Genomic DNA, 23,057 nt, shown 5'->3' on the forward strand with positions numbered 1-23,057 from the left:
GCTAACCTGCCGCTGATGTCTGTCGCCGCGCCCGCCCCCCAAGCCACCGAGGACCGTCCGGCCCCGCCGCCCGTCGTCCCGCTGCTCCGCCGTTGGCGGCCGCACCTCGTCGTCGCGGTGATCGCGCTCGGCCTCGCGCTGTACGTGACCCACGGGCTGTGGCGGCAGCCGTACACGCGGACGCTCGGCGAGAACGTGGGCGACCAGGCGTTCTTCGAGTGGGTGCTGGCGTACGGCGTGCACCTCCTGCGCGCCGGCGGCGACCCGTTCTTCACGACCATGATGAACGCGCCGCTCGGGGTGAACCTGGCGGCCAACACGTCGATCACCGTGGACGCGATCCTGTTCGCCCCGCTCACGATCCTGGCCGGCCCGCAGGTCACCTTCGCGACGATCCTCACGCTGAATCTGGCCGGCTCGGCCTTCGCGTGGTACCTGTTCCTCAACCGCTGGGTCACCCGCAACCGGGCCGCGGCCGCGATCGGCGGGCTGTTCTGCGGCTTCGCGCCCGGCTTCGTCTCGCACGCCAACGGCCACCTCAACTGGACCTCCGGCTGGATCGCCCCGCTGGTGCTGTGGTGGCTGCTGAAGCTGACCGAGGACGGCCGGTGGCTGCGCAACGGCGTGGTCCTGGGCGTGATCCTCGGCTGCGGGTTCACCATCGCCGCCGAGGGGCTGTTCTTCACCGCGCTGGCCGGCGGCGTCTTCGTCATCGCCTGGTCGGTGCCGCGGGCGCACCGGGCGCAGGCGCGGCGGGCGCTGCCGACCATGCTGGCCGGGCTCGGCGTCGCCGCCCTGGTGGCCTTCGCGCTGCTGGCGTACCCGCTGTACATGCACTTCGCCGGGCCGCAGACGTTCGCCGGCACCGGCTTCAACCAGCGGCACTACGCCGAGGACGTGGCGGCGTACTTCTCGTATTCCGACCGCACGCTCGCGGCCAAGGTCGGGCTGGGCAACAACCTCGCGGCCAACTCCACCGAGCAGACCTCGTTCTTCGGGATGCCGCTGATGATCCTCATCGTCGCGGCGTTCGTGCTGCTGTGGCGGCGGGCCGACCCGGGGCGCCGGGCGACGCTGCTGGCGCTCGCGATCACCGGCGGCCTGTTCATGGTGATCTCCTACGGCCCGCGGCTGCGGATCCTCGGCCACGAGACCGACGTCCCGCTGCCGTACGCGCTGCTCCAGCGCCTACCGCTGTTCGACGCCGCGCTGCCGCTGCGGTTCTCGCTCGTGCTCGTCGGCGTCTTCGGCGTGGTCCTCGCGATGCTCGCCGACCTGCTGCTCGACCGGGCGGACGGGCCGAACCCGGCACACACCCCGGTCGCCGCCGCGCTGGCGTTCTCGCTGCTGCCGCTGTTCCCGCTGCCGCTGCTCACCACCGAGCGCGCGCCCGAGCCCGAGTTCATCTCCAGCGGCCACTGGAAGCAGTACGTGCCCGAGGGCGGCACCCTCACCGCGCTGCCGTTCGCGACCAACGTGGCGGCCGATGCGCAGCGCTGGCAGGCGTACACGATGGCACGTGGGGGACGGCAGTTCCGGATCCCGGACGGCTATTTCCTCGGTCCCGATGTCGGCGGAGCCGGCGAGAAGGGCCGCATCGGCGCGGTGCCGCGCCCCACCGACTGGCTGTTCCTGCGCGCTTCCCTGTACGGCTACGTCCCGCAGCTGACGAACTGGGATCGGGCGACGTCGCGAGCGGACTTCGAGTATTGGGGCATCGACGCGGTGTTCCTGCCCGCCGAGATCACCGGGTCGCACGGGATGCTGCGGCACACGGCGGTCGAGCTCACCGCGACGGAACTGCTCGGCGCGCCGGAACGGGTGGACGACGTGCTGGTGTGGCGCATCCGGCCGGGCGTGGACCCGATCGACAGGTAAGTCGGGGCTATCTTGGGGGACGTGACAACCTCCACGCTCACCGTGCTGCGTCCCGGCCTGGTCGACTACCGCGAGGCCTGGACCGAGCAGCGCCGCCTGCACGACGCCGTGGTGGCGGGCGACCAGCCCGACACCATCCTGCTGCTGGAACACCCCAGCGTCTTCACCGCGGGCAAACGCACCGAGCCCGCCGACCGCCCGATGGACGGCACCCCGGTCGTCGACGTCGACCGCGGTGGCAAGATCACCTGGCACGGCCCGGGTCAGCTGGTCGGCTATCCGATCCTCCGCCTGCCCGACCCCGTCGACGTGGTGGCCTACGTGCGCCGGGTCGAGCAACTGCTGATCGACGTGTGCGCCGAGCTCGGCGTCGCCACCGGCCGGGTCGAGGGGCGCAGCGGCGCCTGGGTCCGCGCCGACGACCGCGGCCCCGACCGCAAGATCGCGGCGATCGGCATCCGGGTGGCGCGCGGCGTGACCCAGCACGGCTTCGCGCTCAACTGCGACTGCGACCTTTCGGCGTACGACCGGTTCGTGCCCTGCGGGATCCGCGACGCGGGGGTGACCTCGCTGAGCGCCGAGCTCGGCCGGGACGTCACCGTGGCCGAGGTGCTGCCCGTGGTCGAGAAGCACCTGCCTACCCTGCTTTGATGGCTCTCCACCGCGATCCGCGCGACCGCCGGGTCTTCGTGCCCAAGAAGGGCGGCGGGGTGGTGCTGAATTTCGGCCACCCCATCGCCTGGGCCATCCTGATCGCCACCACGATCGTGCCGCTGGCGATCGTCGCCGTCGTGACCATCGCCGTCCTCATCTGATCTCCCAGACGGTCACCCTCGGCGCGCCGGTCAGGCAGGCCAGCCACGCCCCGGCCGTGGTGCAATCCCCCGGCGCGCCCACCGGCAGCACCCCGAGCGACCCGGCGTCCGCGAGCCGGGTCACCACGGTCCGGTCGCCGTCGAAGCGCAGCAGCAGCTCACCCGCCGGCACGCCGCGCCCCAGCTCCGATCGCACCGCGCCGGTCGCGGGGTCGATCCGGGCCACCCGCGAGTCCATGCCGAGCGCCAGCCCGTCCGCACCGATCGAGCGCCACCGCGGACTGGTCCAGCGCACCTGCCCATCGGCCGGATCGAGGGCGCTCGCCCCGCGCTCGCCGGTCACGCAGATCAGCGGCCCGCACGGGCCGAGATACTGCGGCGCGAGGATCCGGGCCCGCCAGCGAGGGGTGAGCTCCGGCATCGCGTACGCGGCGACGAAGGTCTGCGAATGCAGATAGAGCGCGTCCCCCACGATCTCGGCCGAGCTCTGGTCGAGGGCGTTGCCGATACCCCACGCGTACGGGTCCACGCCGAGATCCCGTCCGGCCGAGACCGGCGTGCCGTCGGCGGCCGAGTAGACCGTGCCCCGGCCCTGCCGGTCGACGGCGAGCACGTACCGGTGCGCCGGGTCCACCTCCAGCGCCAGCACCGTGGCCGCCCGTTCCCACCGGACCCGCCCGTCCGCGAGGTCGGCCATCCGGAGCAGCCCGTCGTCCAGCTGCCAGAGGACGACCCGGTCGCCGAACACCCGGGCCACGCTGAAGTTGCTGGTCCGCCAGCGCTCCCGGCCCGTCCGCGCGTCCAGGAACGTCACCCCGCCCTGCGCGCCCCGCCAGACGGCCAGCGTCGAGCCGTCGCCCTCGAACCGGAGTCCCGGCCGCTGCACCGCGAGCGCCGTCCGCCACCGGGGACCGCCGGCCGTGAGCGGGACGGCCTGCACCCCGGTCGCGTCCACCGTGTAGAGCGCCTCCGCCGTGAGCAGGTGGGCGGTGACGGCGCGGGTGCCGGTGTCGGCCGCCGTGCCGATCCGCGCCCGCTCCGACGGCGCCGCCCCGCCGACCACCAGCAGGAACAGCACCACCGGAACGAACTTGAGCACCCCGAGCCGCGGCCGCGACGATGGCGGCTCCGCATCGAGGTCGATCAGCACGGATTCAATCTACGGCGCGATGCGGTGCAGGTCGCGGGGGAAGGCGGTCACCTCCCGCACGTTCGCCACCCCGAGCAGCCGGGCCACCAGCCGTTCCAGGCCGATCGCCCAGCCGCCGTGCGGCGGCATGCCGTACCGGAATCCGTCGAGATATCCCGCATACGGCTCGAGCGGCTCGCCGGCCGCGGTCAGCGCCGCCACGTAGTCCTCGTACCGGTGCAGCCGCTGCCCGCCGGTCACGATCTCGAGGCCGCGGAAGAGCAGGTCGAACCCGTTGGAGTACGCGGGGTCGGCCGGGTCCGGATGCGTGTAGAACGGCCGCTTGCGCATCGGATAGCCGGTCACGTACACGAACTCGGAGCCGTGCTCGCGCACCGCCCATTCGCCCACCGCCCGCTCGTACGCCGGGGTCATGTCACCCTCGCCCGCGGGCGCTCCGGCGATGCGCAGCGCCTCCGCGAACGACACCGACGGGATCTCCGACGGCACCTTGGGCGTCTCGACGCGGGCCCGCTCCGCGACGGTCGCCATCATCACGTCCAGGGTGCGGGTCAGCGTCGCCATCACGTCGCGGTGGTCGGTCACGAAGCCCATCTCGGCGTCGAGCGACGTGTACTGGGCCAGGTGACGGGCGGTGTCGCTGGGCTCGGCGCGGAACACCGGGCCGACCTCGAAGACGCGCTCGAAGACGCCGACCATCAACTGCTTGTAGAACTGCGGCGACTGCGCCAGGTAACCGGGCCGCCCGAAGTAGTCGATCCGGAACACGTCGGCGCCCGACTCGGTGGACGATCCCACGATCTTGGGCGTGTGGATCTCGACGAACCGTTGCGCTTCCAGGGCCGTACGGAATCCGGCGGACGCCGCGGCCGCGACCCGCAACGCCCGGCGCCGCGCCGGATGCCGCAGCGAAAGCGCGGCATGGTCGAGCTGGGTGGGCAGACTCGCGCTGAGCGCGGGGCGATGTGTCTCAAACGGCAGCGGTACGTCCACCGCGGACAGCACCCGGATGCTCGGGGAGGTCAGCTCGACCCCGCTCGGCGCCTGCTCGCTGGGCGTGACCGTGGCGACGATCTCGACCACGCTCTCCTCGGCAAGCTCCCGCGCCTGACGTTCGGATACGACAACCTGGCATAGGCCCTCGGCGTCCCGCAGGATCAGGAACGACACCGTCTTGAGCATGCGCAGGCGATGAATCCAACCGGCGACCGTCACCGTCTCGTGCTCATGGGCGACCAGTTGGGTGGAGAGGATGCGTTGCATTGCGCTTTACCTCCTCGGGATCTGCAACGCGGCCCCAGGGAGGTGTGGGCGAGCGGGATCCTCGCGGTGCCACCACACCTTCGCGCCTTGTCTCGGCGCCTCTTGTCGTGCTCGGCTCAGGAGTGTCTTCACGCCCCGGCGCACGGGCCGCCATCACAGCGAAAGGCGGCTCTCTCGGCCGGCGATACGGGGGTTACTTGGTTCCGTCACAGCCGTTCCGCCGGACGTTAACAGCAGGCGACCTGCGGGGAAACCGAATTACCAGGATGTGGAGTGACCGCGGTCACATCGCGGGCCGAGTGAGCCTCGTCGCCCCTGTCTAGGCAGGGGCCTGTTCAGGCGTAATCTCGGGGCTGTGACTATTGCTCCCGAGGGCCGCCGCATGCTGCGCATCGAAGCGCGCAACGCCGAAACTCCGATCGAGCGGAAGCCGCCGTGGATCAAGGTCAAGGCCAAGATGGGCCCGGAGTACACGCAGATGCGCGGCCTGGTGCAAAAGGAAGGCCTGCACACCGTCTGCCAGGAGGCAGGCTGTCCCAACATCTACGAGTGCTGGGAGGATCGCGAGGCGACCTTCCTGATCGGCGGCGATCAGTGCACCCGTCGATGCGACTTCTGCCAGATCGACACGGGTAAGCCGGCCGAGTTCGACGCCGACGAGCCGCGCCGGGTCGGCGAGTCCGTCGCCACCATGGGCCTGCGCTACGCGACGGTCACCGGCGTGGCCCGCGACGACCTGCCCGACGGCGGCGCATGGCTCTACGCCGAGACCGTCCGCCAGATCCACCAGCTCCAGCCCGGCTGCGGCGTCGAGCTGCTGATCCCCGACTTCAACGCCGAACCGGCCCAGCTGGCCGAGGTGTTCGGCAGCGCGCCCGAGGTGCTCGCGCACAACGTCGAGACGGTCCCGCGCATCTTCAAGCGCATCCGCCCCGGCTTCCGGTACGAACGCTCCCTCGACGTGATCACCCAGGCCCGGGCGGCCGGCCTGGTGACCAAGAGCAACCTGATCCTCGGCATGGGCGAGGAGCGCGCCGAGATCTCCCAGGCGCTGCGCGACCTGCACGCGGCCGGCTGCGAGCTGGTGACCATCACGCAATACTTGCGCCCCACGCCCCGGCACCACCCCGTCGAGCGCTGGGTCAAGCCGGAGGAGTTCGTCGAGCTCCGCGAGGAGGCCGAGCAGATCGGCTTCGCCGGCGTGATGAGCGGCCCGCTGGTCCGCTCGTCCTACCGCGCCGGCCGCCTCTACAAGCAGGCCCTCGAGGCCCGCGGCTGAGACCGCTGCTTTCCGACGCCCCGGCCCTTGTGGCCGGGGCGTCGTCGTTCCGGCCCTTGTGGCCGGGGCGTCGTCGTTCCGGCCGGCCTTCGCCCTTCCATGCCCCTTTTGCCCGACCCTTCGTCCTTCCGGTCCTTCGGTCCTTCGCCGGCCGGGCCGTGGCCGTTTCCGGCCGACCGGACCATTGGCGATGCCCACTAACCGGGCCTAACCTTGACCAGTCGGGACAAATTGGTCCCGCACGGGGAGATGCAGACCCGGGCCGAGCTTTCTCGGTCACCGTTCGACGGCCCGGTGAGTCAGTGGTGAGACCGGCCCCAGCCGATCGAGTTGGGGGTCCCTTTCCGTGCGCCGGTTGCTGCTCGTCCTCGCCGCCCTGGCGTCCGTCCTGGCCCTGACCGCCCTGCCGGCCGCGGCCTCCCCTTCGGCTTCCTGCGTCGCCGGCTATCGGCACTCCTTCGACGGCGCGGCCGGCACCCTGACGATCACCGGCTCGCCCTGCGCCGGTCAATCCCAGCCGGTCACGCTGGTCTCCTACACCGCCGGCGACGCCCAGTTCGTCTACGACTCCGCCACCGGCACCCTCACCCCGGCCCGCCGGAGCCTGACCCTCAAGGTCGCCGTCCCCCGCTGCTCCGCCCAGGTCGGCGCCTTCTTCGGCGCCGCCGCCCCGACCGAGACCACCAGCGCGGCGCTCCCTGACGGCACCGCCGTCCTCGGCTTGAAGTCCGGCGCCGGCGCCCGCTCCACCGGCCCCTTGGCCTGGCACACCGGCGGCGCCGCCGCGTGCGCGCCCGCCCCCACCGTCACCTACGCCATGGGCTGCGACGGCACCTTCATCGCCACCCTGGCCAACGGCGCCGACGCCAACGTCACGGCCGTCTTCCTGACCGGGAACCGCCGCATCCGGCTCTCCCCCGGCCGCTCCACCACCGTCAAGGTCGCCAAGTCCCGGACCCTGACGGTCCGCGACAGCAGCTTCACCACCCACGTGGCGGTGTGGCGCGCCCCGACCACCTGCACCGCCGCGCCACCCGTTGCTCCTCCCACCCCGCAGGCCCCCGTCGCCCGGCCGACGGCCACGTCGCCGTCGCCCTCCGCTTCGGCCTCGGCCTCGACTTCGAGTTCTCCCGCCGTCACCTACGCCAACGACACCGCCGCCTATCCGCAGATCCCGGACCACACGACCGGCGCGACAGCCCTGGCCAAGACCGGACTCGGCACGGGCAGCATCGTCGCCATCCTCATCGGCCTGCTGATGATCGGCGCCGGCGTGGCCGCCATCACCTGGCTGATCCGCATGAACCGCGGCCTAGCCTGACCCATTGCCCGGCCGCAGCACCGTGCCCGCCCGCGCAGGCCTGCGCAGGCCCGCCAGCCCGCCCGCGCAGGCCCGCCAGCCCGCCAGGCCGCCCGCGCAGGCCCGCCAGCCCGCCAGGCCGCCCGCGCAGGCCCGCCAGCACGCCGGTCCGCCGCCTCGCCGTCTCCCCGTCTCGCCCGAGCTGACGCCTTCGGCATGGAGGTCCAGTTATGCCCGCCTGCAGCTCACGCCCGAACCGCTGTCCGCCGCGGCAGGACGGCGTCCAGCTGCAGTCGGGGTAGTGTGCGGCCCGTTGCGCTTTGCGGTTGGCCGGGCTGGGTTGCCATGGCCCCGGTCGTGCGTGGTCACGGCGGCTGGGGCCCGTCGCGCTGAGGGCTGATCCCGCGATGTGGCGCCGCGTCCCGCTAACTGGGCGAGCCCGTCAATACATGGGACGAGAATCCGAAATATCACCCTAAGTCTGTCCGATGTTGATCAGCGCCAGCCAAGGATGATGAATCACCGTTCGCTGCGAACGCCAGGTCATCAAGATCCGCCGTGCCGCACGCCACGCCTCGCCCTGCCGCACCGCCACGCCGCCTCACCCCGCCGCGCCGCCCTGCCGCACCGCCACGCCGCACCGTCTCACCCCGCCGCACCGCCGCGCCGCCCCACGCCCCGCGGCGGACCGCGACTGGCCGCACTAGCCGCAACGCCGTTCAGTTAGGTGATCGTGGCGTTCGTCAAGGTTCGTCGGTGACGATGTTGATGCTGATGGTGGCCTGGTAGCTGCGGCGGTCGATGTTCGGGCCGCGGGCCTGGTATTTGGAGTTCGATCGTTTGATCACGCGGGCTTTCACCCGGATCCGGCGGTCGGGCAGCAGGTGGTTCAAGACCGCCTGGCCGATCGCGCCGACGAGGTCGATGACCGTGTCGGTGATGACGCCGGCGGCCTGGATGACTTGGTTGCGGGCGGTGGTCAAGGCGGTGGTGAAGCTGGCCCGGTCCGGGTCGAGGCCGGGCCGGGTGTCGGTGGCGTCGACCATCGCGGTGCGCAACAGCTGGTAGACGATCAGCAGGGCGTGGATTTCCTGGTCGATGCCGTCCGGGGTCCGCGCCCGCAGGACCCGGCCGCCGAGGATGCTGGACTTCAGTTCCAAATATGCGGTCTCGATCTCCCAGCGCTGGTGATACAGGGTGATCAACTCGCCTGCCGGGTGACGGCGCGGGTCGAGCAGGGTGGTGATCAGCCGGTAGTCGCCGGTGCTGGTGCCGGTGCTGGTTTTGACGGCGATCCGCGCGTCGATGACCCGGACCCGCACGGTGCCGATCACCGACAGCCAGGACCCGTCTGTCGGGGTACGCGTGAATGTGCCCAGCCACGTACGGATGAACGTGCCCAGGTCCGGGCGTTCAGAGGCTGCGGGTCGGGTGAGACTTCGTCCTGTTTGAGGTGATTCGGGGACGGGGGCTGCGGTGTGGTGCTGGACGCGGAGCGGTGGCTGGAACTGCGCCGGTTCCGGGCGCTGCGGGATGCGGGGTTGAGCATCTCCGAGATCGCCCGGGAGACCGGGCTGCACCGGCGGACTGTGCGCAAGTACCTGAACGCCGAGCTGAGGAAGGCCCCGCAGCGGGCCCCGCGTCCGCGGCGGCCGCTGGCGGTGGACGCGTTCGCGCACGTGATCGACGCGTGGCTGCGGGCGGAGTTGCTGCTCAAAGGCACCGTGATCCACGAACGCCTGGTCGAGCAGTACGGGTTCGCCGGCAACTACCAGCGGGTCAAGCTGTATCTGCAGGAGGCCCGGCCGCGGATCGCCGCCGAACTCGGGATCGCCCCGGACCAGCTGGCCGGGCTGCACCGCCGGTTCGAGGTCGTTCCCGGCGCGCAGGCCCAGGTGGACTGGGGCGACGAGGGCGGCATCCTGGCCCATGTCGGGGTCGCGAAGGTCTACTCGTTCCACATGGTGCTGTCGTACTCGCGGGATCCGTTCTGCTGTTTCACCACCAGCCAGGACCTGGCCGCGTTCTGGGACTGCCACCGGCGGGCGTTCGCGCACTTCGGCGGGGTACCGGGCTCGATCGTCTACGACCGGACCAAGACCGTGGTCCGCCGGCACGTCGCCCCCGGGCTGGCGGTCCCGTTGCATCCCAGCCCCTGGAACGCGCCGAGGCCAACCTGGTCTTCCAGGTCATCTCGAAGCGGTATGAGAAGGGCTCGACCTTGCTGACCTCGAACAAAAGCTTCGGCGAATGGGGCCAGGTCTTCGGCGACGAGGTCCTCGCCACCGCCATCCTCGACCGGCTGCTGCACCACTGCGACGTCGTCGCGATCAACGGACCCAGCTACCGCCTCAAGAACCGCCTCACCGCCCTCGAGAACGTCGCCTAACACCCGACCGGCGACGAGGAACCATGAGCAGCCGCCGCGCCCAGCACAACCAAGACCTCGAGCAACTCCTCGAGATCTGCGAGCAGTTCTTCGGTCACACCAGCCCGGCAACCTGCCGCGAGATCGACATGCTCCTACGAGCCCACGGCATCTACGGCGGACCGGGCTGGCTCATCGACATGCTCGCCTTCGCCCGCTACCGCCTCCAACACCCCCACCTCAACGACCTCGACCTGGGCATCCCCACCGACGACTGAGACCCCAACCCCAAGATCAACATCTGGGCACGTTCACGCGTACTTGCCTGGGCACATTCACCAGTACGCCGACACCCGTCCGGGTAGCGGGTCAGCGCCGGCAGGCGGCGGCCGCTCTTGCAGCGGATCAGCAGTTCGGCTCCGGTGGCGGCGAGGGTGGTGATCAGGTCGGCAGCGGCGTAGTTGCGGTCGGCCAAAAGCAGCATCCCGGCTTTCAGGCTGCGGGCCAGGACGCGGGCCTGGTCGAGTTCGCCGGTGCCGATCGGGTCGAACACGGCGTCGATCACCGAGCGGGTACCGCAGGTCAGCAGGGCGCTCAGCCGCAGCGACGGATAGCCGGCGCCGCCATGGTTACCGCGCTGTTTCGGATATCGGACGCTCACCGCGGCGGCGTCGGCGACCGACAGCACCGTCCCGTCGATCGCGGTCAGCAGCAGACCCTGCCAGCGCACCGCCGCGTCCGCGGACGTGACGGCCGGGCCACGCAGCAGATCGAACAACGCCCGCAACGGCGCCGGCCCCACACGCTGCCGGGCCTGCCGCAACGCGCTGGACGACGGCTCGAGAAGGCTTAGCCCGGCCAGCCCCGCGGTCAGTTGCTGCCACACCTGCTGGTAGCCGTGCTCGGCGAACAACACCCCGGCCAGCAGCAAATACACCACCACCCGGGCCGGCAGCAGCCGGACCCGCTGCTGCACCCTGCGGGTCACGGCGAGAACATCATCGACCATCTCGAACGGGACCAGCCGGGTCAACTCCCCCAGATGCCCCGGCGCGAACACCCCCGCGGCTACCGTCACCGTCCGGGGTATGGCAATCTGATCAGCCAGCGGAGCTCCAGGTTCAAGGGCGTCTTAGAGTGACCACCCTCTATACCGGAGCTCCGCTGCTTCGTCTCCACGACACGCCTTGACGCCCCGCTTCAACGCCTAACTGAACGGCGTTGGCACTAGCCGTGGCCACGCACGGCCCGGGCCATGGCACGCCCAGCTTGAGCACCGGTGACCGCGACGGGCCGCGCAAATCGGGACCGCCCACGGACCGCGGCCATGGCACGCCCACCTTGAACACCGGTAACCGCGACGGGCAACACAAAACTGCGGACAGCCGCCAGGGCACGCCCACCCTGAACACCGGCAACCGCGACGGGCCGCACAACCCCGCAACCGCCCACGGACCGGCGTAGCTCAGTCCAGCAAGCCCAGCCGATGCGCGACCGCCGCCGCCTCCACCCGGTTGGCAACCTCGAGCTTCGCGATGATCCGGGACACGTGCACGGAGGCCGTCTTGGGCGATATGTAGAGGCTCGCGGCAATCTGGCTGTTGCTCTGCCCCTCGGCCACCAGCCGCAGCACTTCCCGCTCGCGGGCCGTCAAGATCTCAGTCCCCGCGGCCACCGCCACGGCGGCGCCCGGCGAACGCAGCCCGAGCCGCCGGGCCAGCGTGTCGGCCGCCTCCAGCAGCGGCCCGGCCCCCAGCTCATCGGCGATCGAGTTGACCTCGCTCAACGTCTCGGCCGCCACCGCGCGCGATGCCGCCTGCGCCTCCGCGAGCCCGAGCAGCGCCGCCGCGAGCTCGTACCGGTGTCCGTCGGCTCGCCACGCCTCGACGGCCGCCCGCCACCGCTCCTCGCCGCCGGCCAGCACGGCGGCGACCTGAGCCGCATACGCCTTCTCGGCCGGATAGACGCACGGCAGCCGCGACGCGACGTCGGCCACCTTCCGAGCCAGGTCTTGCCCGTCCGGCGCCGCCATCGCGGCCCGCGCCGACGACAGCAACATCGGCCACCCATATCGGGGCCGCTCGAAGACACACGGCTCGATCACCGCCGCCCGCGCCGCCTCGGCCGCGGCGACCGGATCTCCGGACTCCAGCGCGAGCAGAATGCGCAGATCCAGCAGATAGAGGCGATTCTCCGACTGCAGGTACCGCTTGCCCAGCCACATCGCGGCGCGGTCGATCAGCGTCTCGGCCCCGTCGCTCCCCCGCGCGAGCCGGAGCCAGCCCCGCAGCCGCAGCCACGGCAGCGCCAGCCGCCCCGGCGGGTCGTGCCGGGCGGCCTCGGCCAGCCGCGCGTCGGCTTCGTTCCACCGGCCCAGCGCGATCAGGGCCTCGGCGTGGTTGGCGAGCAGGAACACCCCGGTCGTCCGGCTGACCCCGACCCGGTCGGCGTCCGGCACCCCCTCGGCGGCGGTCGCCGCGGACTCCTCGTATCGCCCGATCTCGTAGAGCGAGTCGGAGATGTTGACCAGCGAGTGCGACAGGCTGGACAGGTCGCCGGCCGCCCGGGCGCGCTCGGCCGCCGCGTACATCGTCGACAGCGCCTCCTCGGGCGGCATCCGCCCCGCGCACACCTCGCCGAAGACCACCTCGGCCGCGACCAGCGTGGCCAGGTCGCCCTCGTCGGCGGCGGCCGCCTTGGCCTCCTCCGCGATCTCGGTCGCCCGGTCCCCGTCGATGCCCGAGTAGACGTGCGCCACCTCGGCCATCAGCCGCACCCGGTCGGGACCTTGCGGTGCGAGGCCGAGCAGCCGATACGCCTCGTCGCTCTCGGCCGCGCCGTCGCTCTTGCCGGCGTTGCGCAGCAGCTTGGCCCGGCGCAGCAGCAACCGGGCGGCGCGCATCGGCTCGGCCGCAGCGTCGAGATCGCCGAGGGCGACGCGGGTCAGTGTCAGCGCCCGCATGTGGTCGCCGGAGTCGATGGCGACCAGGGCCGCCTCCTCCAGCAGGTCGAGGTGCTCGATCCCGAGCAGCGACCCGGCCTCGGGCACGTCCTCCCACAGCTCCAGCACGCGGTCGAGGAGGCCGGCCTGCTCGCCGTACGCGAAGCTGCGCCCCGCCTCGTCGGCCGCCCGCTTGGCCGAGACCAGCGCCCGCGGGTGATCGCGGGCGGCGTGCCAGTGGTGGGCGATCTCGGCCGGGGCCCGCCCCGCGGAGACCAGCGACGGATCCTGCTCGACCGCCTCGGCGTAGCGCGCGTGCATCCGGGCGTGCTCGCCGGGCAGCAGGTCGTCGTGCACGGCCTCGCGCACCAGCGCGTGCCGGAACTCGTAGCCCCCGTCGGGGTCGAAGACGATCAGCTGGGCCGCGACGATCGCCCGCAGCGCCGACTCGAGCGCGGCCTCCTCCATCCCGGCGACCCGGAAGAGCAGCTCGTGCCCGAACTTCGTGCCGCCGACCGCGGCCACCCGCAGCACCCGCTGGGCCGGCTCGGGCAGCAGGTCGACCCGCGACAGCAGCAGGTCGCGCAGGCTGTTGGGGATGTCGCCGCAGGCCGGGTCGGCGGCCGCCGCGAACTGCTCGATGAAGAACGGAATGCCCTGGGCGCGCTCGTTGACCGCGTCGACCGTGGCGTCGCGCGGCTCGACGCCGAGGATCTGGGTGAGCATCTCGGCGGTGCCCTCGCGGTCGAGCCGGCCCAGCTCGTGCCGCTGCACGCCGCGCACCCGGTCGAGCTCGGCCAGGAACGGCCGCAGCGGATGCCCGCGGTGCAGCTCGTCGGTGCGGTAGGTGCCGATCAGCAGCAGCTGCGGCACCCGGGCCGAGCGCACCAGGAACGCGATGAGGTCGCGGGTGGCCCGGTCGGCCCAGTGCAGGTCCTCGATGATCAGCACGACGGGCTGCTCGCCCCCGACTCGCTCGAGCAGAGCGCCGACCGACTCGAAGAGCAGGCCGCGCCGGGCGTCGCCGGGCTCCGGCGGCGGCCCGAGCTCGGGCAGCAGCCGGGCGAACTCCCGCTCGCGCCCGTCGAGCACCGCCATGCCCTCGGAGCGCACCAGCTCGCGCACGGCCGCCGCGAACGGCGCGAAGGGCAGGCCCTCCTCGCCGAGCTCGAGGCACTGGCCGGTCAGCACGCGCAGCGGCTCGCCCGCCAGGCCACGGCGGAACTCCTCCACCAGACGCGTCTTGCCCACCCCGGCCTCGCCGCCCACCAGCACGGTGGACGGCTCGGCGGAGCGGGCCCTTTTCAGCGCGTCGCGCAGCGCTGCCAGGTCGGCCTCCCGGCCGACCAGGACCTCGCTGTGCGCGTGCGCTGTCATGAGGTCGAGCATGCCACGGGGGTACGACAAGAATCGCGTCCCTTTTCCGGCGCTCATACCGTGGCGGTGACGTGGCTGCCCCGCCCCCGTTGCACCTTGCCCCGCCACCTTCCGAAGCGGCGCGGCCGGTTGCCGTCGGCGGACCGGGCGCGCTCGTGGTCGGCGGCCACGCGGATCAGCTCGGCCACCTTCTGGTGGTGCAGGTCGAGGGTGGTGTTCGGGTCGCTGTAGGGAAACATCTCGGTGCCTTTCGCGGAGGTCCTTCGCTGATGTCATCGACTCTTCGCGCGAAGGCACCCCGCACACATGGGGCAGCCGCCTCATTTGCGCCCGCGCACCCTCCTTACTAGGGCTCCGGGCCGTGCCCGCCCCGCGTAAGACATCGCCGCACCACTACACTTCCGGGTATGGCACAAGCGCAGGAGAAGGTGTCGTTCGGCGAACGCCTGAAGCAGATCGGTCAGGTGTTCACGTTCACGGCAAAGCAGGACAAGTGGTTCGTTCCACTGCTGGTCGCGGCGGTCCTGATCCCGGTCGCGCTCACCGTGCTCGTCGTTCTCCTGACGGGTGGGTACATCTGGATCCCGGTCGGCGTCATGGTCGCGCTGCTGGCCGCCGTGATCGTGCTCAACCTGCGCTCCAACGCCGCGATGATGAATGTCGCCGAGGGCCAGCCCGGCGCCGCCGCCCAGCTGGTGGAGAACATGCGCGGCGACTGGCGCGTCCGCCCCGCCGCCAGCTCCACGACCAGCTTCGACATGGTGCACGTGGTGATCGGCCGGCCCGGCGTGATCCTGCTCGCCGAGGGCAACCCGCAGCGCGTCCGCGGCCTGCTCGGCCAGGAAAAGAAGCGCCTGTCCAAGGTGATCGGCAACGCCCCGCTCTACGACTACGTCGTGGGCACCGAGGAGGGCCAGCTCTCGGTCCGCAAGCTGCGTTCCACCCTGATGCGCCTCCCGCGCAACATGACCGGCAAGGACGTCAACGCTCTCGACAAGCGGCTCGGCGCCCTCATGGCCCGCCCCCAGATGCCCAAGGGCGCGATCCCCAAGAACATGCGGCCGGCCAAGGGCGCGTTCCGCCAGCAACGGCAAAGATAACGACAAAGCCCGATATCGTACGGCGGGGCCCAGCCCCGCGCCGAGCAGCCGCCCGGCCGCGGTCCGGAGCGGCGGGTGGTCGCGCCGCGCCGTTCAGTCGCGCTGGCGTCGCGGCATGACCATCACCGAGCCCGCGGCCCGGTCGTGCAGCCCCCGACCGTCCCCATCGGAGATCATCGCCGGGATGAGCAGCCCCAGCAGCACCGCGCGCAGCAGCGCCCGCGGGATGCCGATCGCCCCGCCGTCGGCGAACGACACGCACCGGATCCGGGCCAGCGCCATCCCGAGCGTCTGTCCGAAGAGGCCGACGAAGAGCGCGTGCGCCAGCACGAAGACGGCCAGCTGCGGCCACGGGTTACGGCTCAGGCTCTCGACCAGGAAGCTGGCCACCAGCGTGGCCGCCGCCCAGTCGATCAGCAGCCCGATCAGCCGCCGGCCGAACGACGCCACCTCGATGGTGGTCAGGTCGAGCGCGGGCGCCTTGGGGTCGCTGGTGGTGGCCATGAGGCCAGCGTAACCGGGGCGCTTTGGGCGACCGGCCGCGCGGGCGCGACGACCGCGATAGCGTCGACATGATCGCGGCTCCCCGGCGACGCCGTAACACGACGGAAACAATAGGGATACGCCCGGGCAACTCCCGCACCATAGCGTCGCGACCAGCCTAGCCCCGCGGCGGAACCACGCCGCCCGGTATCGAATTCATGTGCCAGGAGGACGTGTTGTTCGCCAATCCCGAGGAACTCCTGCGATACCTCAAGGACGAGGACGTCAAGTTCGTCGACGTACGCTTCTGCGACCTGCCCGGTGTGATGCAGCACTTCAACACCCCGGTCGAGTCGTTCGACGACAGCGTGATCACCGACGGTCTCGCCTTCGACGGTTCGTCCATCCGAGGGTTCCAGGCCATCCACGAGTCCGACATGATGCTGCTGCCGGACGTCAGCACCGCGTTCATCGACCCGTTCCGCCGGCAGAAGACGCTGGCGCTGAACTTCTTCATCCACGACCCGTTCACCCGCGAGCCCTACTCGCGTGACCCGCGGAACGTGGCGAAGAAGGCGGAGACCTACCTGGCCTCCAGCGGCATCGCCGACACCGCGTACTTCGGCGCCGAGGCGGAGTTCTACATCTTCGACTCGATCCGTCACTCCACCTCGGCCAACGAGGCGTTCTACTACATCGACTCGATCGAGGGCGCCTGGAACTCCGGCAAGGACGAGGAGGGCGGCAACCGCGGCTACAAGACCGCGTACAAGGGCGGCTACTTCCCCGTCTCCCCGCTCGACCACTACTCCGATCTGCGCGACTCCATGGTCCGCCGCCTGCTCGACGCCGGCTTCACCGTCGAGCGCTCGCACCACGAGGTCGGCACCGCCGGCCAGGCCGAGATCAACTACAAGTTCTCCACCCTGCTGCACGCCGGCGACCAGCTGCAGCTGTTCAAGTACATCATCAAGAACACGGCGTGGGAGAACGGCAAGACCGCGACCTTCATGCCCAAGCCGCTCTTCGGCGACAACGGCTCCGGCATGCACACCCACCAGAGCCTCTGGCTGGGCGGCGAGCCGCTGTTCTACGACGAGACCGGCTACGCGGGCCTGTCCGACACGGCCCGCTGGTACATCGGCGGCCTGCTCCACCACGCGCCCAGCCTGCTTGCGTTCACCAACCCCACGGTCAACTCGTACCGGCGCCTGGTGCCCGGCTACGAGGCTCCGGTCAACCTGGTGTACTCGCAGCGCAACCGCTCCGCCTGCACCCGCATCCCGGTGACCGGCAGCAACCCGAAGGCCAAGCGCGTCGAGTTCCGCGTCCCCGACCCGTCGAGCAACCCGTACCTGGCCTTCTCGGCCATGATGATGGCCGGCCTCGACGGCATCAAGAACAAGACCGAGCCACCGGCCCCGATCGACAAGGACCTGTACGACCTCCCGCCGGAGGAGTGGGGCAACGTCAAGCAGGTCCCCGGCTCCCTCGACGCGGTGCTCACGTCGCTCGAGTCCGACCATGAGTACCTCACCGCCGGCGGCGTCTTCACCGACGACCTGATCTCCACCTGGATCGACTGGAAGCGGGCGAACGAGATCGACCCCGTCCGCCTCCGCCCGACCCCCCACGAGTTCGAGATGTACTACAACGTCTGACCCGCTGCACCTAGCTGGCCAGCGGAAACACTCGCTGATCTGATCTTGGGCACAACACGGGCACAACTCGAGGGACGGCGGTCACGATCGGCTCGCAGCCGACGTGGCCGCCGTTTCGCCTGTCCCGAGCGCCAGTTGCACCGTTTTGACGCGCGCTCCCGCATGGATGAGCAACGTCGCGTGGTAGTGCCGCAGGCCGTTGAAACTTCAGCGCATCGGCAACCCCACCTTGGCCCGGCCCTGCGGGCGCCCGGGAGCAGCCAGACGGCGGCGAGCTTGAAGTTGGCGAGGAGTCCCAGGGAATGCGCCACAGAGATCGAACGGGTGGCAAATACGAAAACGCCGCGGAGAATAGACCACCGTCGCTAATGTGAGCCCTATTCGGAACTTTCCGGCTCCAACGTGCTTGTCCGCTATCTGACCGGCTGTGCGGCTCTCGCAGCCGATAGTGTCGGCCTCTCGTTCCGGCTGCGGCAAGAAGGCGACCATGGAAGAACCGGCGAGCGAGCTCTCCGATCGTGACAAGCTGCAGAAGGATCTGCTCTGGAGCCACTACGCGGAATTCCGGGCGACAGCGCGCCAGGTCGAGGTGACACGGTCGAACGCGACAAACTACGCCATGCTGGTGGCGTCCGCCCTGATCGCGGTCATCTCGCTCGACAAGACCGTCAACCGCGGCGATCGGCCGCTGTGCGTGGTGCTTGTCGTGGTCAGCCTCTTCGCGACGATCTACTCGTTCGCGTACGGCGAGCGTTACCTCAAGAACAAGCGACGCGCGCAGTTCGTGCTGGCGGAGATCGATCGACGCTTCTTCGACGACCAGGCCGAGGACGGCCGCTTGCGCGGCTTGAAGCGAGCGGCCGACCGGGCCGAGATCCGCTACAGCGGTCTCTTCCGATGGGTCAATCGGATCGCGTTCTCGACCCATCTCTTCTGGGTGATCGTGCCGGCCGTCATATTCGTTCTCGGATGCCTGCTTCTGACCCAGACATTTCTGGCTTGACGAGAGCCGCACCTAGGAAACGCGGGCGATGGCCTCGGCGCTCACCGGGGTGAAGAGGTTGACCAGGGTGCCGTCGGGGTCGCGGAGCAGCAGGGACCGGTTGCCCCACGGCATCGTCGCGGGCTCCTGCACGACGTCGCCGACCGCGTCGCGCAGGCGCGCCCACTCGGCGTCCACATCGTCCACCCGGAACTCCACGATGGCGGCGCGGTTGGCACCCCCGGGGAACGGAACGGCGGCGGTGCTGCCGATCGCCAGGGTGGCGCCGGGCGTGACGATCTCGGCGAAATCCGGGGTCCAGCGGCGCGCCGGCAGGCCGGTGACGAGCGCGTAGAAGTCGGTGAGGCGGGCGACGTCGTCGGTGATGAGGCGGATCGAGGTGAGGTTCATGGGTGGCACGCTAAGACCGATACCGGGCAGGATCCGCCCGGTATTGTCGGCGGTGTGACCCGGCCGACAGCACGGGTGCTCGCCCTGCTGGAGATCCTGCAGGGCGGAGGCACCCACACCGCCGGCGAGCTGGCCGAGCGGCTCGGCGTCGACGAGCGGACAGTGCGGCGATACGCCGAGCACCTGGTCGACCTCGAGGTGCCGGTCGTGGCGGTGCGGGGGCGGTACGGCGGCTACCGGCTGATGCCGGGCTTCCGGATGCCGCCGCTCATGCTGACCGACGAGGAAGCGCTCGCCGTGCTGCTCGGGCTGGCGACGATCGACCAGGCGGCCGCCGAGGCCGCTTCGGCGAAGGTGCGCCGGGTGCTGCCGACAGCCCTCGCCGCCCGGCTCGGCGAGATATTGGCGAACAGCGAGCCCGCGCGGAAGACTCCCGAGGCTTCCGAGGCGGCGACCATGCTGCGGCTGGCGGAGGCGACCCAGCAGCGACGGCCGGCCGTGATCGGCTATGTCGACCGCAACGGGCGGCGCACCGAGCGGACCGTGCATCCCTACGGTCTGATCGCGAGGCGCGGGCACTGGTATGTGACCGGCGCGGCCGGCGGCGGGATGCGCACCTTCCGGCTCGACCGGATCGATCACGTGCGGCTGGTGGCGGGCACCTTCACGGTGCCGGCGGGGGTCACGGCGGAGCCGACGATGGACGTGCCGTGGCGATACCAGGTCGGTGTCCGGGTGCGGGGCGCCGCGGACGACGTGCGCGGCCGGCTTCCGCGGGGGCTCGCGACTGTGGAGCCGGAGGGCGCGGAGTGGGTGCGGGTGCGCCTGCGGGCCGAGCGGCTCGACTGGCTTCCCGGCGTTCTGGTGGGGCTCGGCATGCCCTTCGAGATTGCCGAACCCGCCGAGTTGCGGGAGCTCTGGGCCGACCGTCTCGCGGGCTGGGTGGCGCAGCGCGATCACGGATTGCGGGGCCAGGCAGAATCGTAGGCGTGGACATCGCGGTGCTCGGGCCGGTCGAGCTGCGCGGCGGGGGCGGTCAGGCCGTGCCGGTCGCCGGCGCGCGCCTGCGTACGCTGCTGCTTCTGCTCGCCCTGGACGCCAACCGCAACGTCTCCGCGGACCGCTTGATCGACGGGGTCTGGGGTGAGGAGCCGCCGCAGGCGGCCGGCAACGCGCTGCAGGCGCTGGTGTCGCGGCTGCGCCGGGCCGCGCCCGAGCTGACCATCGAGTCCGCGGCGAACGGGTACCGGCTGGTCATTCACCCGGATCGCATCGACGCCGTCCGGTTCGCCCGGCTGGCCGAGGAGGCGCCGGGCGAGGCGCTCGGGCTCTGGCGCGGCGAGCTCGACTTCCCCGAGGTGGCGCGGGCCGACGCGCGGCGGCTGGAGGAGCTGCGGCTGGCCGCCCAGCGCCGGAAGCTCGCCGCCGAGATGCGAAGCCGCGATGTCGTGCCGGAGCTGGAGGGCCTGCGCGCCGCCCACCCGCTCGACGAGCCGCTGACCGGCCTGCTCATGCGGGCCCTGCAGGCGCAGGGCAACACCGGCCGGGCGCTGGAGATCTTCGAGGAGATGCGCCAGCGGCTCGCCGACGAGCTGGGCGTCGACCCGTCCGCCGAGCTGGCCGCGATCCACCTCGAGCTGCTGCGCACCCCCGACCGGCCCCGGGGCAATCTGCCGGCCGAGGTCAGCAGCTTCGTCGGCCGCGACTCCGACGTGCGCGCGGTGCATGCCCTGATCGACAGCAATCGGCTGGTCACGCTGACCGGGCCGGGCGGCAGCGGCAAGACCCGGCTGTCGGTCGAGGTCGGCGCGCGCGAGGCGAAAGAGGTCTGGCGGGTCGAGCTCGCGCCGGTGAGCGATCCGGCCGAGGTGCCGCAGGCGATCCTGAGCGCGCTGCGGCTGCGGGCGCAGGTGCTGATCACCCGGCCGGCCGTGACCGAGCAGGCGCCGCCGCTCACCCGGCTGAGCGAAGCCCTGGCCGGCCGCGAGATGCTGCTCATCCTCGACAACTGCGAGCATCTGATCGCGGCGGCCGCCGAGGTCGCCGACGCGCTTCTGCGGGCGGCGCCGCGGCTGCGGCTGCTCGCGACGAGCCGCGAGCCGCTGGGCATTCCGGGGGAGCGCATCTATGCGGTCGAGCCGCTGGCTCTCCCGCCGGTGGGTGCGGAGGCTGCGATTGCTTCCGCATTTCCGGCCGTACGCCTTCTGCTCGACCGCGCCGCGGCGTTCATCATCGACGACGGCAACGCCGAGGCCGTGGTGCGGATCTGCCGGGCTCTCGACGGGATGCCGCTGGCGATCGAGCTGGCCGCCGCCCGCCTCCGTACGCTGCCGGTCGCGGTGCTCGCCGACCGCCTGGCCGACCGGTTCCGCCTGCTCACCGGCGGCAGCCGGACGGCGCTGCCCCGGCACCAGACGTTGCGGGCGGTGGTCGACTGGAGCTGGGATCTGATCGGCGAGGACGAGCGGCGGCTGTGGCGCCGGTTCGCGGTCTTCCACGGCGGCGCCGACGTCGACGCGGTCGAGCAGGTCTGCGAGGTTGGCCTCGAGCTGGTGGGCGCCCTGGTCGACAAGTCGCTGCTGGTGCTGGGCCCGGACGGGCGTTACCGGATGCTGGAGACGATCCGGGAGTACGGGCTGGAGCGGCTGGCCGAGGCCGGCGAGTCCGAGTCCCACCGGCTGACCCTGTCCCGCTACCTGCTGGCGCTCGCCGAGATGGCGGAGCCACGGCTGCGCGCCGCCGAGCAGCTGCCGTGGCTGCGACGGCTGGGCGTGGAGCACGACAACATGCACGCCGCGATCCGGGCGGCGATCGAGGCCGGTGACAAGGCGACCGCGACCGCGTTCGTGGCCCGGCTGGGCTGGTACTGGTGGCTGCGCGGGCACCGGATGGTGGGCGCCGTGCTGGCGGCCGACGTGGCCGCGATGCCGGGCGACGCCGACGCCGAGGATCTCGCGCTGACGCACACCTTCGCCGCGATCAACGGGCTCGAGGGCGCTCTGCCGATCTCCGCGGTGGAGGATCACTTCCTCCAGGCGGAGGCCCACGGGGCCGGCCCCGACGCGAAGCACCCGGCGCTGCGCCTCCTCAAGCCGATGGCGTTGATCTTCATGAACCCCGACCCCGAGGCGGGCTTCCACGCGGTCGAGCCCCTCTTCGAGGATCCCGACGCCTGGCTGCGCGCCACGGCCAGGCTGATCGTCGCGCACCTGCGGCTGAACTTCGGGCAGAGCAGCGAGGCGGCGCTCGCCGACATGCGGGACGCATTGGCCGGGTTCCGCGCGATCGGCGAGCGCTGGGGCATGGGGTTCACGCTGAGCGCGCTGGCCGACCTGGCCGCGGCCGAGGGCGACTTCGCGCAGGCGGTGCGCTGGCAGCGGGAGGCGGCGGCGCTCATCCGCGAGGTCGGCATTCGCGAGGACCTGCCGCAGCTGGAGGCCAAGATGGCACACCAGCTCTGGCTGGCCGGCGAGCACGACGAGGCGCGCCGGGCGCTCAAGCAGGCCAAGGAGACGGCCGAGGAGATCGGCCTGCCCGAGGTGCTGGCCTCCGTCCAGTACGGGTACGCCACGCTGGCCCGGCTGAACGGCGAGCTCGACGAGGCTCGCGATCTGATCGCCCGGTCGGCCGGGATGATGTCGAATCCGGCGTTCGCCCCGCAGTTCGGCGCGATGACCCGCAACACGCAGGGCCTGATCGAGGCGGCGGCGGGCGATCTGGATCGGGCGCGGCAGTATCACGAGGAAGCACTGCGCATCGCCGTGCGGTCACGGGACGCGCCGGTGGTGGCGATGGCGCTGGTCGGCTGGGCCGACCTGGCGGCGCGCTCCGGCGACCCGGCGCAGGCGGCCTATCTGCTGGGCGCGGCGGACGCGGTGCGCGGATCGCGGGACGCGACGGTGCCGGACACCGAGCGGGTGGCCCTCGACGCCCGCGCCGCGCTGGGCGACGCGGGCTTCGAGGCGGCCTACCATCGCGGCGCCCTGGTGACCGTGCCGACCGCGCTGGACGCGGCCGGCCTCGCAACGACCCCGGACGCTCCGTAGGGC

The 23,057-nt window shown here is 71.6% G+C and carries 21 protein-coding genes; 13 read left to right on the forward strand and 8 right to left on the reverse strand.

Annotated elements, in window-relative coordinates; genetic code table 11:
• Nucleotides 1-15: 15 nt before the first annotated feature.
• Genes ACFQS1_RS05370 through ACFQS1_RS05380 form a run of 3 tightly spaced genes read left to right on the forward strand, consistent with a single transcriptional unit; the run spans nt 16 to nt 2,693 of the window.
• Nucleotides 16-1,878: a DUF6311 domain-containing protein gene (locus ACFQS1_RS05370; RefSeq protein WP_378964920.1), complete on the forward strand. Its 1,863-nt coding sequence runs from the start codon at nt 16-18 to the stop codon at nt 1,876-1,878.
• Nucleotides 1,879-1,899: 21 nt separating this feature from the next.
• On the forward strand, nt 1,900-2,529 hold the full coding sequence (gene lipB / locus ACFQS1_RS05375; protein ID WP_378964923.1) for a lipoyl(octanoyl) transferase LipB: 630 nt from the start codon (nt 1,900-1,902) through the stop codon (nt 2,527-2,529).
• Complete coding sequence (locus ACFQS1_RS05380) at nt 2,529-2,693, forward strand: peptide ABC transporter substrate-binding protein (protein WP_378964924.1); 165 nt, start codon at nt 2,529-2,531, stop codon at nt 2,691-2,693. The genes lipB and ACFQS1_RS05380 overlap by 1 nt, the downstream gene beginning before the upstream one ends.
• Here ACFQS1_RS05380 and ACFQS1_RS05385 read toward each other — a convergent pair.
• Nucleotides 2,686-3,843: an outer membrane protein assembly factor BamB family protein gene (locus ACFQS1_RS05385; RefSeq protein WP_378964925.1), complete on the reverse strand. Its 1,158-nt coding sequence runs from the start codon at nt 3,841-3,843 to the stop codon at nt 2,686-2,688. The genes ACFQS1_RS05380 and ACFQS1_RS05385 overlap by 8 nt on opposite strands.
• Before the next feature lie 9 nt (nt 3,844-3,852).
• The gene (aspS, locus tag ACFQS1_RS05390; protein ID WP_378964927.1) at nt 3,853-5,106 is read right to left on the reverse strand and encodes an aspartate--tRNA(Asn) ligase; all 1,254 of its coding nucleotides are present in this window, start codon (nt 5,104-5,106) and stop codon (nt 3,853-3,855) included.
• A 382-nt stretch (nt 5,107-5,488) separates the two neighbouring features.
• Between aspS and lipA the strand changes: the two genes are divergently transcribed.
• Both lipA and ACFQS1_RS05400 read left to right on the forward strand, forming a co-directional pair.
• Complete coding sequence (lipA, locus tag ACFQS1_RS05395) at nt 5,489-6,385, forward strand: lipoyl synthase (RefSeq protein WP_378965040.1); 897 nt, start codon at nt 5,489-5,491, stop codon at nt 6,383-6,385.
• A gap of 346 nt (nt 6,386-6,731) precedes the next feature.
• Nucleotides 6,732-7,706 (forward strand): hypothetical protein, encoded by a 975-nt coding sequence (locus ACFQS1_RS05400; RefSeq protein ID WP_378964929.1) that lies wholly within the window; start codon nt 6,732-6,734, stop codon nt 7,704-7,706.
• Between the two features lie 722 nt (nt 7,707-8,428).
• Here ACFQS1_RS05400 and ACFQS1_RS05405 read toward each other — a convergent pair.
• On the reverse strand, nt 8,429-9,265 hold the full coding sequence (locus ACFQS1_RS05405) for a transposase (protein ID WP_378964930.1): 837 nt from the start codon (nt 9,263-9,265) through the stop codon (nt 8,429-8,431).
• Between ACFQS1_RS05405 and istA the strand changes: the two genes are divergently transcribed.
• The 3 genes from istA to ACFQS1_RS05420 are packed head-to-tail and all read left to right on the forward strand — an operon-like array spanning nt 9,164 to nt 10,331.
• A complete protein-coding gene (istA, locus tag ACFQS1_RS05410) occupies nt 9,164-9,913 on the forward strand; it encodes an IS21 family transposase (protein WP_378964931.1) in 750 nt (249 codons plus the stop codon). The two genes, ACFQS1_RS05405 and istA, sit on opposite strands and share 102 nt — an antisense overlap.
• Nucleotides 9,877-10,074, forward strand: a complete 198-nt coding sequence (locus ACFQS1_RS05415) for an ATP-binding protein (protein WP_378965042.1) — start codon at nt 9,877-9,879, stop codon at nt 10,072-10,074. Before istA ends, ACFQS1_RS05415 begins: the two co-directional genes overlap by 37 nt.
• A gap of 23 nt (nt 10,075-10,097) precedes the next feature.
• Nucleotides 10,098-10,331, forward strand: coding sequence for a hypothetical protein (locus ACFQS1_RS05420; RefSeq protein ID WP_378964933.1), 234 nt, complete (start codon nt 10,098-10,100; stop codon nt 10,329-10,331).
• Here ACFQS1_RS05420 and ACFQS1_RS05425 read toward each other — a convergent pair.
• The 3 genes from ACFQS1_RS05425 to ACFQS1_RS05435 form a co-directional block, all read right to left on the reverse strand.
• The gene (locus ACFQS1_RS05425) at nt 10,271-11,131 is read right to left on the reverse strand and encodes an IS4 family transposase (RefSeq protein WP_378964934.1); all 861 of its coding nucleotides are present in this window, start codon (nt 11,129-11,131) and stop codon (nt 10,271-10,273) included. The genes ACFQS1_RS05420 and ACFQS1_RS05425 overlap by 61 nt on opposite strands.
• Nucleotides 11,132-11,518: 387 nt before the next feature.
• A complete protein-coding gene (locus ACFQS1_RS05430; protein WP_378964935.1) occupies nt 11,519-14,371 on the reverse strand; it encodes a helix-turn-helix transcriptional regulator in 2,853 nt (950 codons plus the stop codon).
• A gap of 53 nt (nt 14,372-14,424) precedes the next feature.
• Nucleotides 14,425-14,610: a hypothetical protein gene (locus ACFQS1_RS05435; RefSeq protein WP_378964936.1), complete on the reverse strand. Its 186-nt coding sequence runs from the start codon at nt 14,608-14,610 to the stop codon at nt 14,425-14,427.
• Between the two features lie 168 nt (nt 14,611-14,778).
• Between ACFQS1_RS05435 and ACFQS1_RS05440 the strand changes: the two genes are divergently transcribed.
• Nucleotides 14,779-15,471, forward strand: coding sequence for a DUF4191 domain-containing protein (locus tag ACFQS1_RS05440; protein WP_378964937.1), 693 nt, complete (start codon nt 14,779-14,781; stop codon nt 15,469-15,471).
• A 93-nt stretch (nt 15,472-15,564) separates the two neighbouring features.
• Here ACFQS1_RS05440 and ACFQS1_RS05445 read toward each other — a convergent pair whose 3' ends face one another.
• Nucleotides 15,565-15,975: an RDD family protein gene (locus ACFQS1_RS05445; protein WP_378964939.1), complete on the reverse strand. Its 411-nt coding sequence runs from the start codon at nt 15,973-15,975 to the stop codon at nt 15,565-15,567.
• Between the two features lie 215 nt (nt 15,976-16,190).
• On the opposite strand from ACFQS1_RS05445, the gene glnA reads away from it, so the two are divergent.
• On the forward strand, nt 16,191-17,615 hold the full coding sequence (glnA, locus tag ACFQS1_RS05450; protein WP_378965043.1) for a type I glutamate--ammonia ligase: 1,425 nt from the start codon (nt 16,191-16,193) through the stop codon (nt 17,613-17,615).
• A 487-nt stretch (nt 17,616-18,102) separates the two neighbouring features.
• The gene (locus ACFQS1_RS05455) at nt 18,103-18,618 is read left to right on the forward strand and encodes a hypothetical protein (protein ID WP_378964940.1); all 516 of its coding nucleotides are present in this window, start codon (nt 18,103-18,105) and stop codon (nt 18,616-18,618) included.
• A 12-nt stretch (nt 18,619-18,630) separates the two neighbouring features.
• On the opposite strand, the gene ACFQS1_RS05460 is transcribed toward ACFQS1_RS05455, so the two are convergent.
• Complete coding sequence (locus ACFQS1_RS05460; protein WP_378964941.1) at nt 18,631-19,008, reverse strand: VOC family protein; 378 nt, start codon at nt 19,006-19,008, stop codon at nt 18,631-18,633.
• Between the two features lie 54 nt (nt 19,009-19,062).
• Between ACFQS1_RS05460 and ACFQS1_RS05465 the strand changes: the two genes are divergently transcribed.
• Together ACFQS1_RS05465 and ACFQS1_RS05470 are read left to right on the forward strand one after the other, a co-directional pair.
• Complete coding sequence (locus ACFQS1_RS05465) at nt 19,063-19,995, forward strand: helix-turn-helix transcriptional regulator (RefSeq protein ID WP_378964943.1); 933 nt, start codon at nt 19,063-19,065, stop codon at nt 19,993-19,995.
• 2 nt (nt 19,996-19,997) lie between these two features.
• Complete coding sequence (locus ACFQS1_RS05470; RefSeq protein WP_378964944.1) at nt 19,998-23,054, forward strand: AfsR/SARP family transcriptional regulator; 3,057 nt, start codon at nt 19,998-20,000, stop codon at nt 23,052-23,054.
• The last annotated feature ends 3 nt before the right edge of the window (nt 23,055-23,057 follow it).

It is taken from the genome of Paractinoplanes rhizophilus, assembly GCF_042664765.1.
Taxonomy (GTDB): Bacteria; Actinomycetota; Actinomycetes; order Mycobacteriales; family Micromonosporaceae; genus Actinoplanes; species Actinoplanes rhizophilus.

Bases quoted from the DNA above. Each gene is read 5' to 3' on its own strand.
- ACFQS1_RS05370 (WP_378964920.1), top strand. From the start codon at position 16: ATGTCTGTCGCCGCGCCCGCCCCCCAAGCCACCGAGGACCGTCCGGCC.
- ACFQS1_RS05380 (WP_378964924.1), top strand. From the start codon at position 2,529: ATGGCTCTCCACCGCGATCCGCGCGACCGCCGGGTCTTCGTGCCCAAG.
- aspS (WP_378964927.1), bottom strand. From the start codon at position 5,106: ATGCAACGCATCCTCTCCACCCAACTGGTCGCCCATGAGCACGAGACG.
- lipA (WP_378965040.1), top strand. From the start codon at position 5,489: ATGCTGCGCATCGAAGCGCGCAACGCCGAAACTCCGATCGAGCGGAAG.
- ACFQS1_RS05420 (WP_378964933.1), top strand. From the start codon at position 10,098: ATGAGCAGCCGCCGCGCCCAGCACAACCAAGACCTCGAGCAACTCCTC.
- ACFQS1_RS05430 (WP_378964935.1), bottom strand. From the start codon at position 14,371: ATGACAGCGCACGCGCACAGCGAGGTCCTGGTCGGCCGGGAGGCCGAC.
- ACFQS1_RS05435 (WP_378964936.1), bottom strand. From the start codon at position 14,610: ATGTTTCCCTACAGCGACCCGAACACCACCCTCGACCTGCACCACCAG.
- ACFQS1_RS05440 (WP_378964937.1), top strand. From the start codon at position 14,779: ATGGCACAAGCGCAGGAGAAGGTGTCGTTCGGCGAACGCCTGAAGCAG.
- ACFQS1_RS05445 (WP_378964939.1), bottom strand. From the start codon at position 15,975: ATGGCCACCACCAGCGACCCCAAGGCGCCCGCGCTCGACCTGACCACC.
- ACFQS1_RS05455 (WP_378964940.1), top strand. From the start codon at position 18,103: ATGGAAGAACCGGCGAGCGAGCTCTCCGATCGTGACAAGCTGCAGAAG.
- ACFQS1_RS05460 (WP_378964941.1), bottom strand. From the start codon at position 19,008: ATGAACCTCACCTCGATCCGCCTCATCACCGACGACGTCGCCCGCCTC.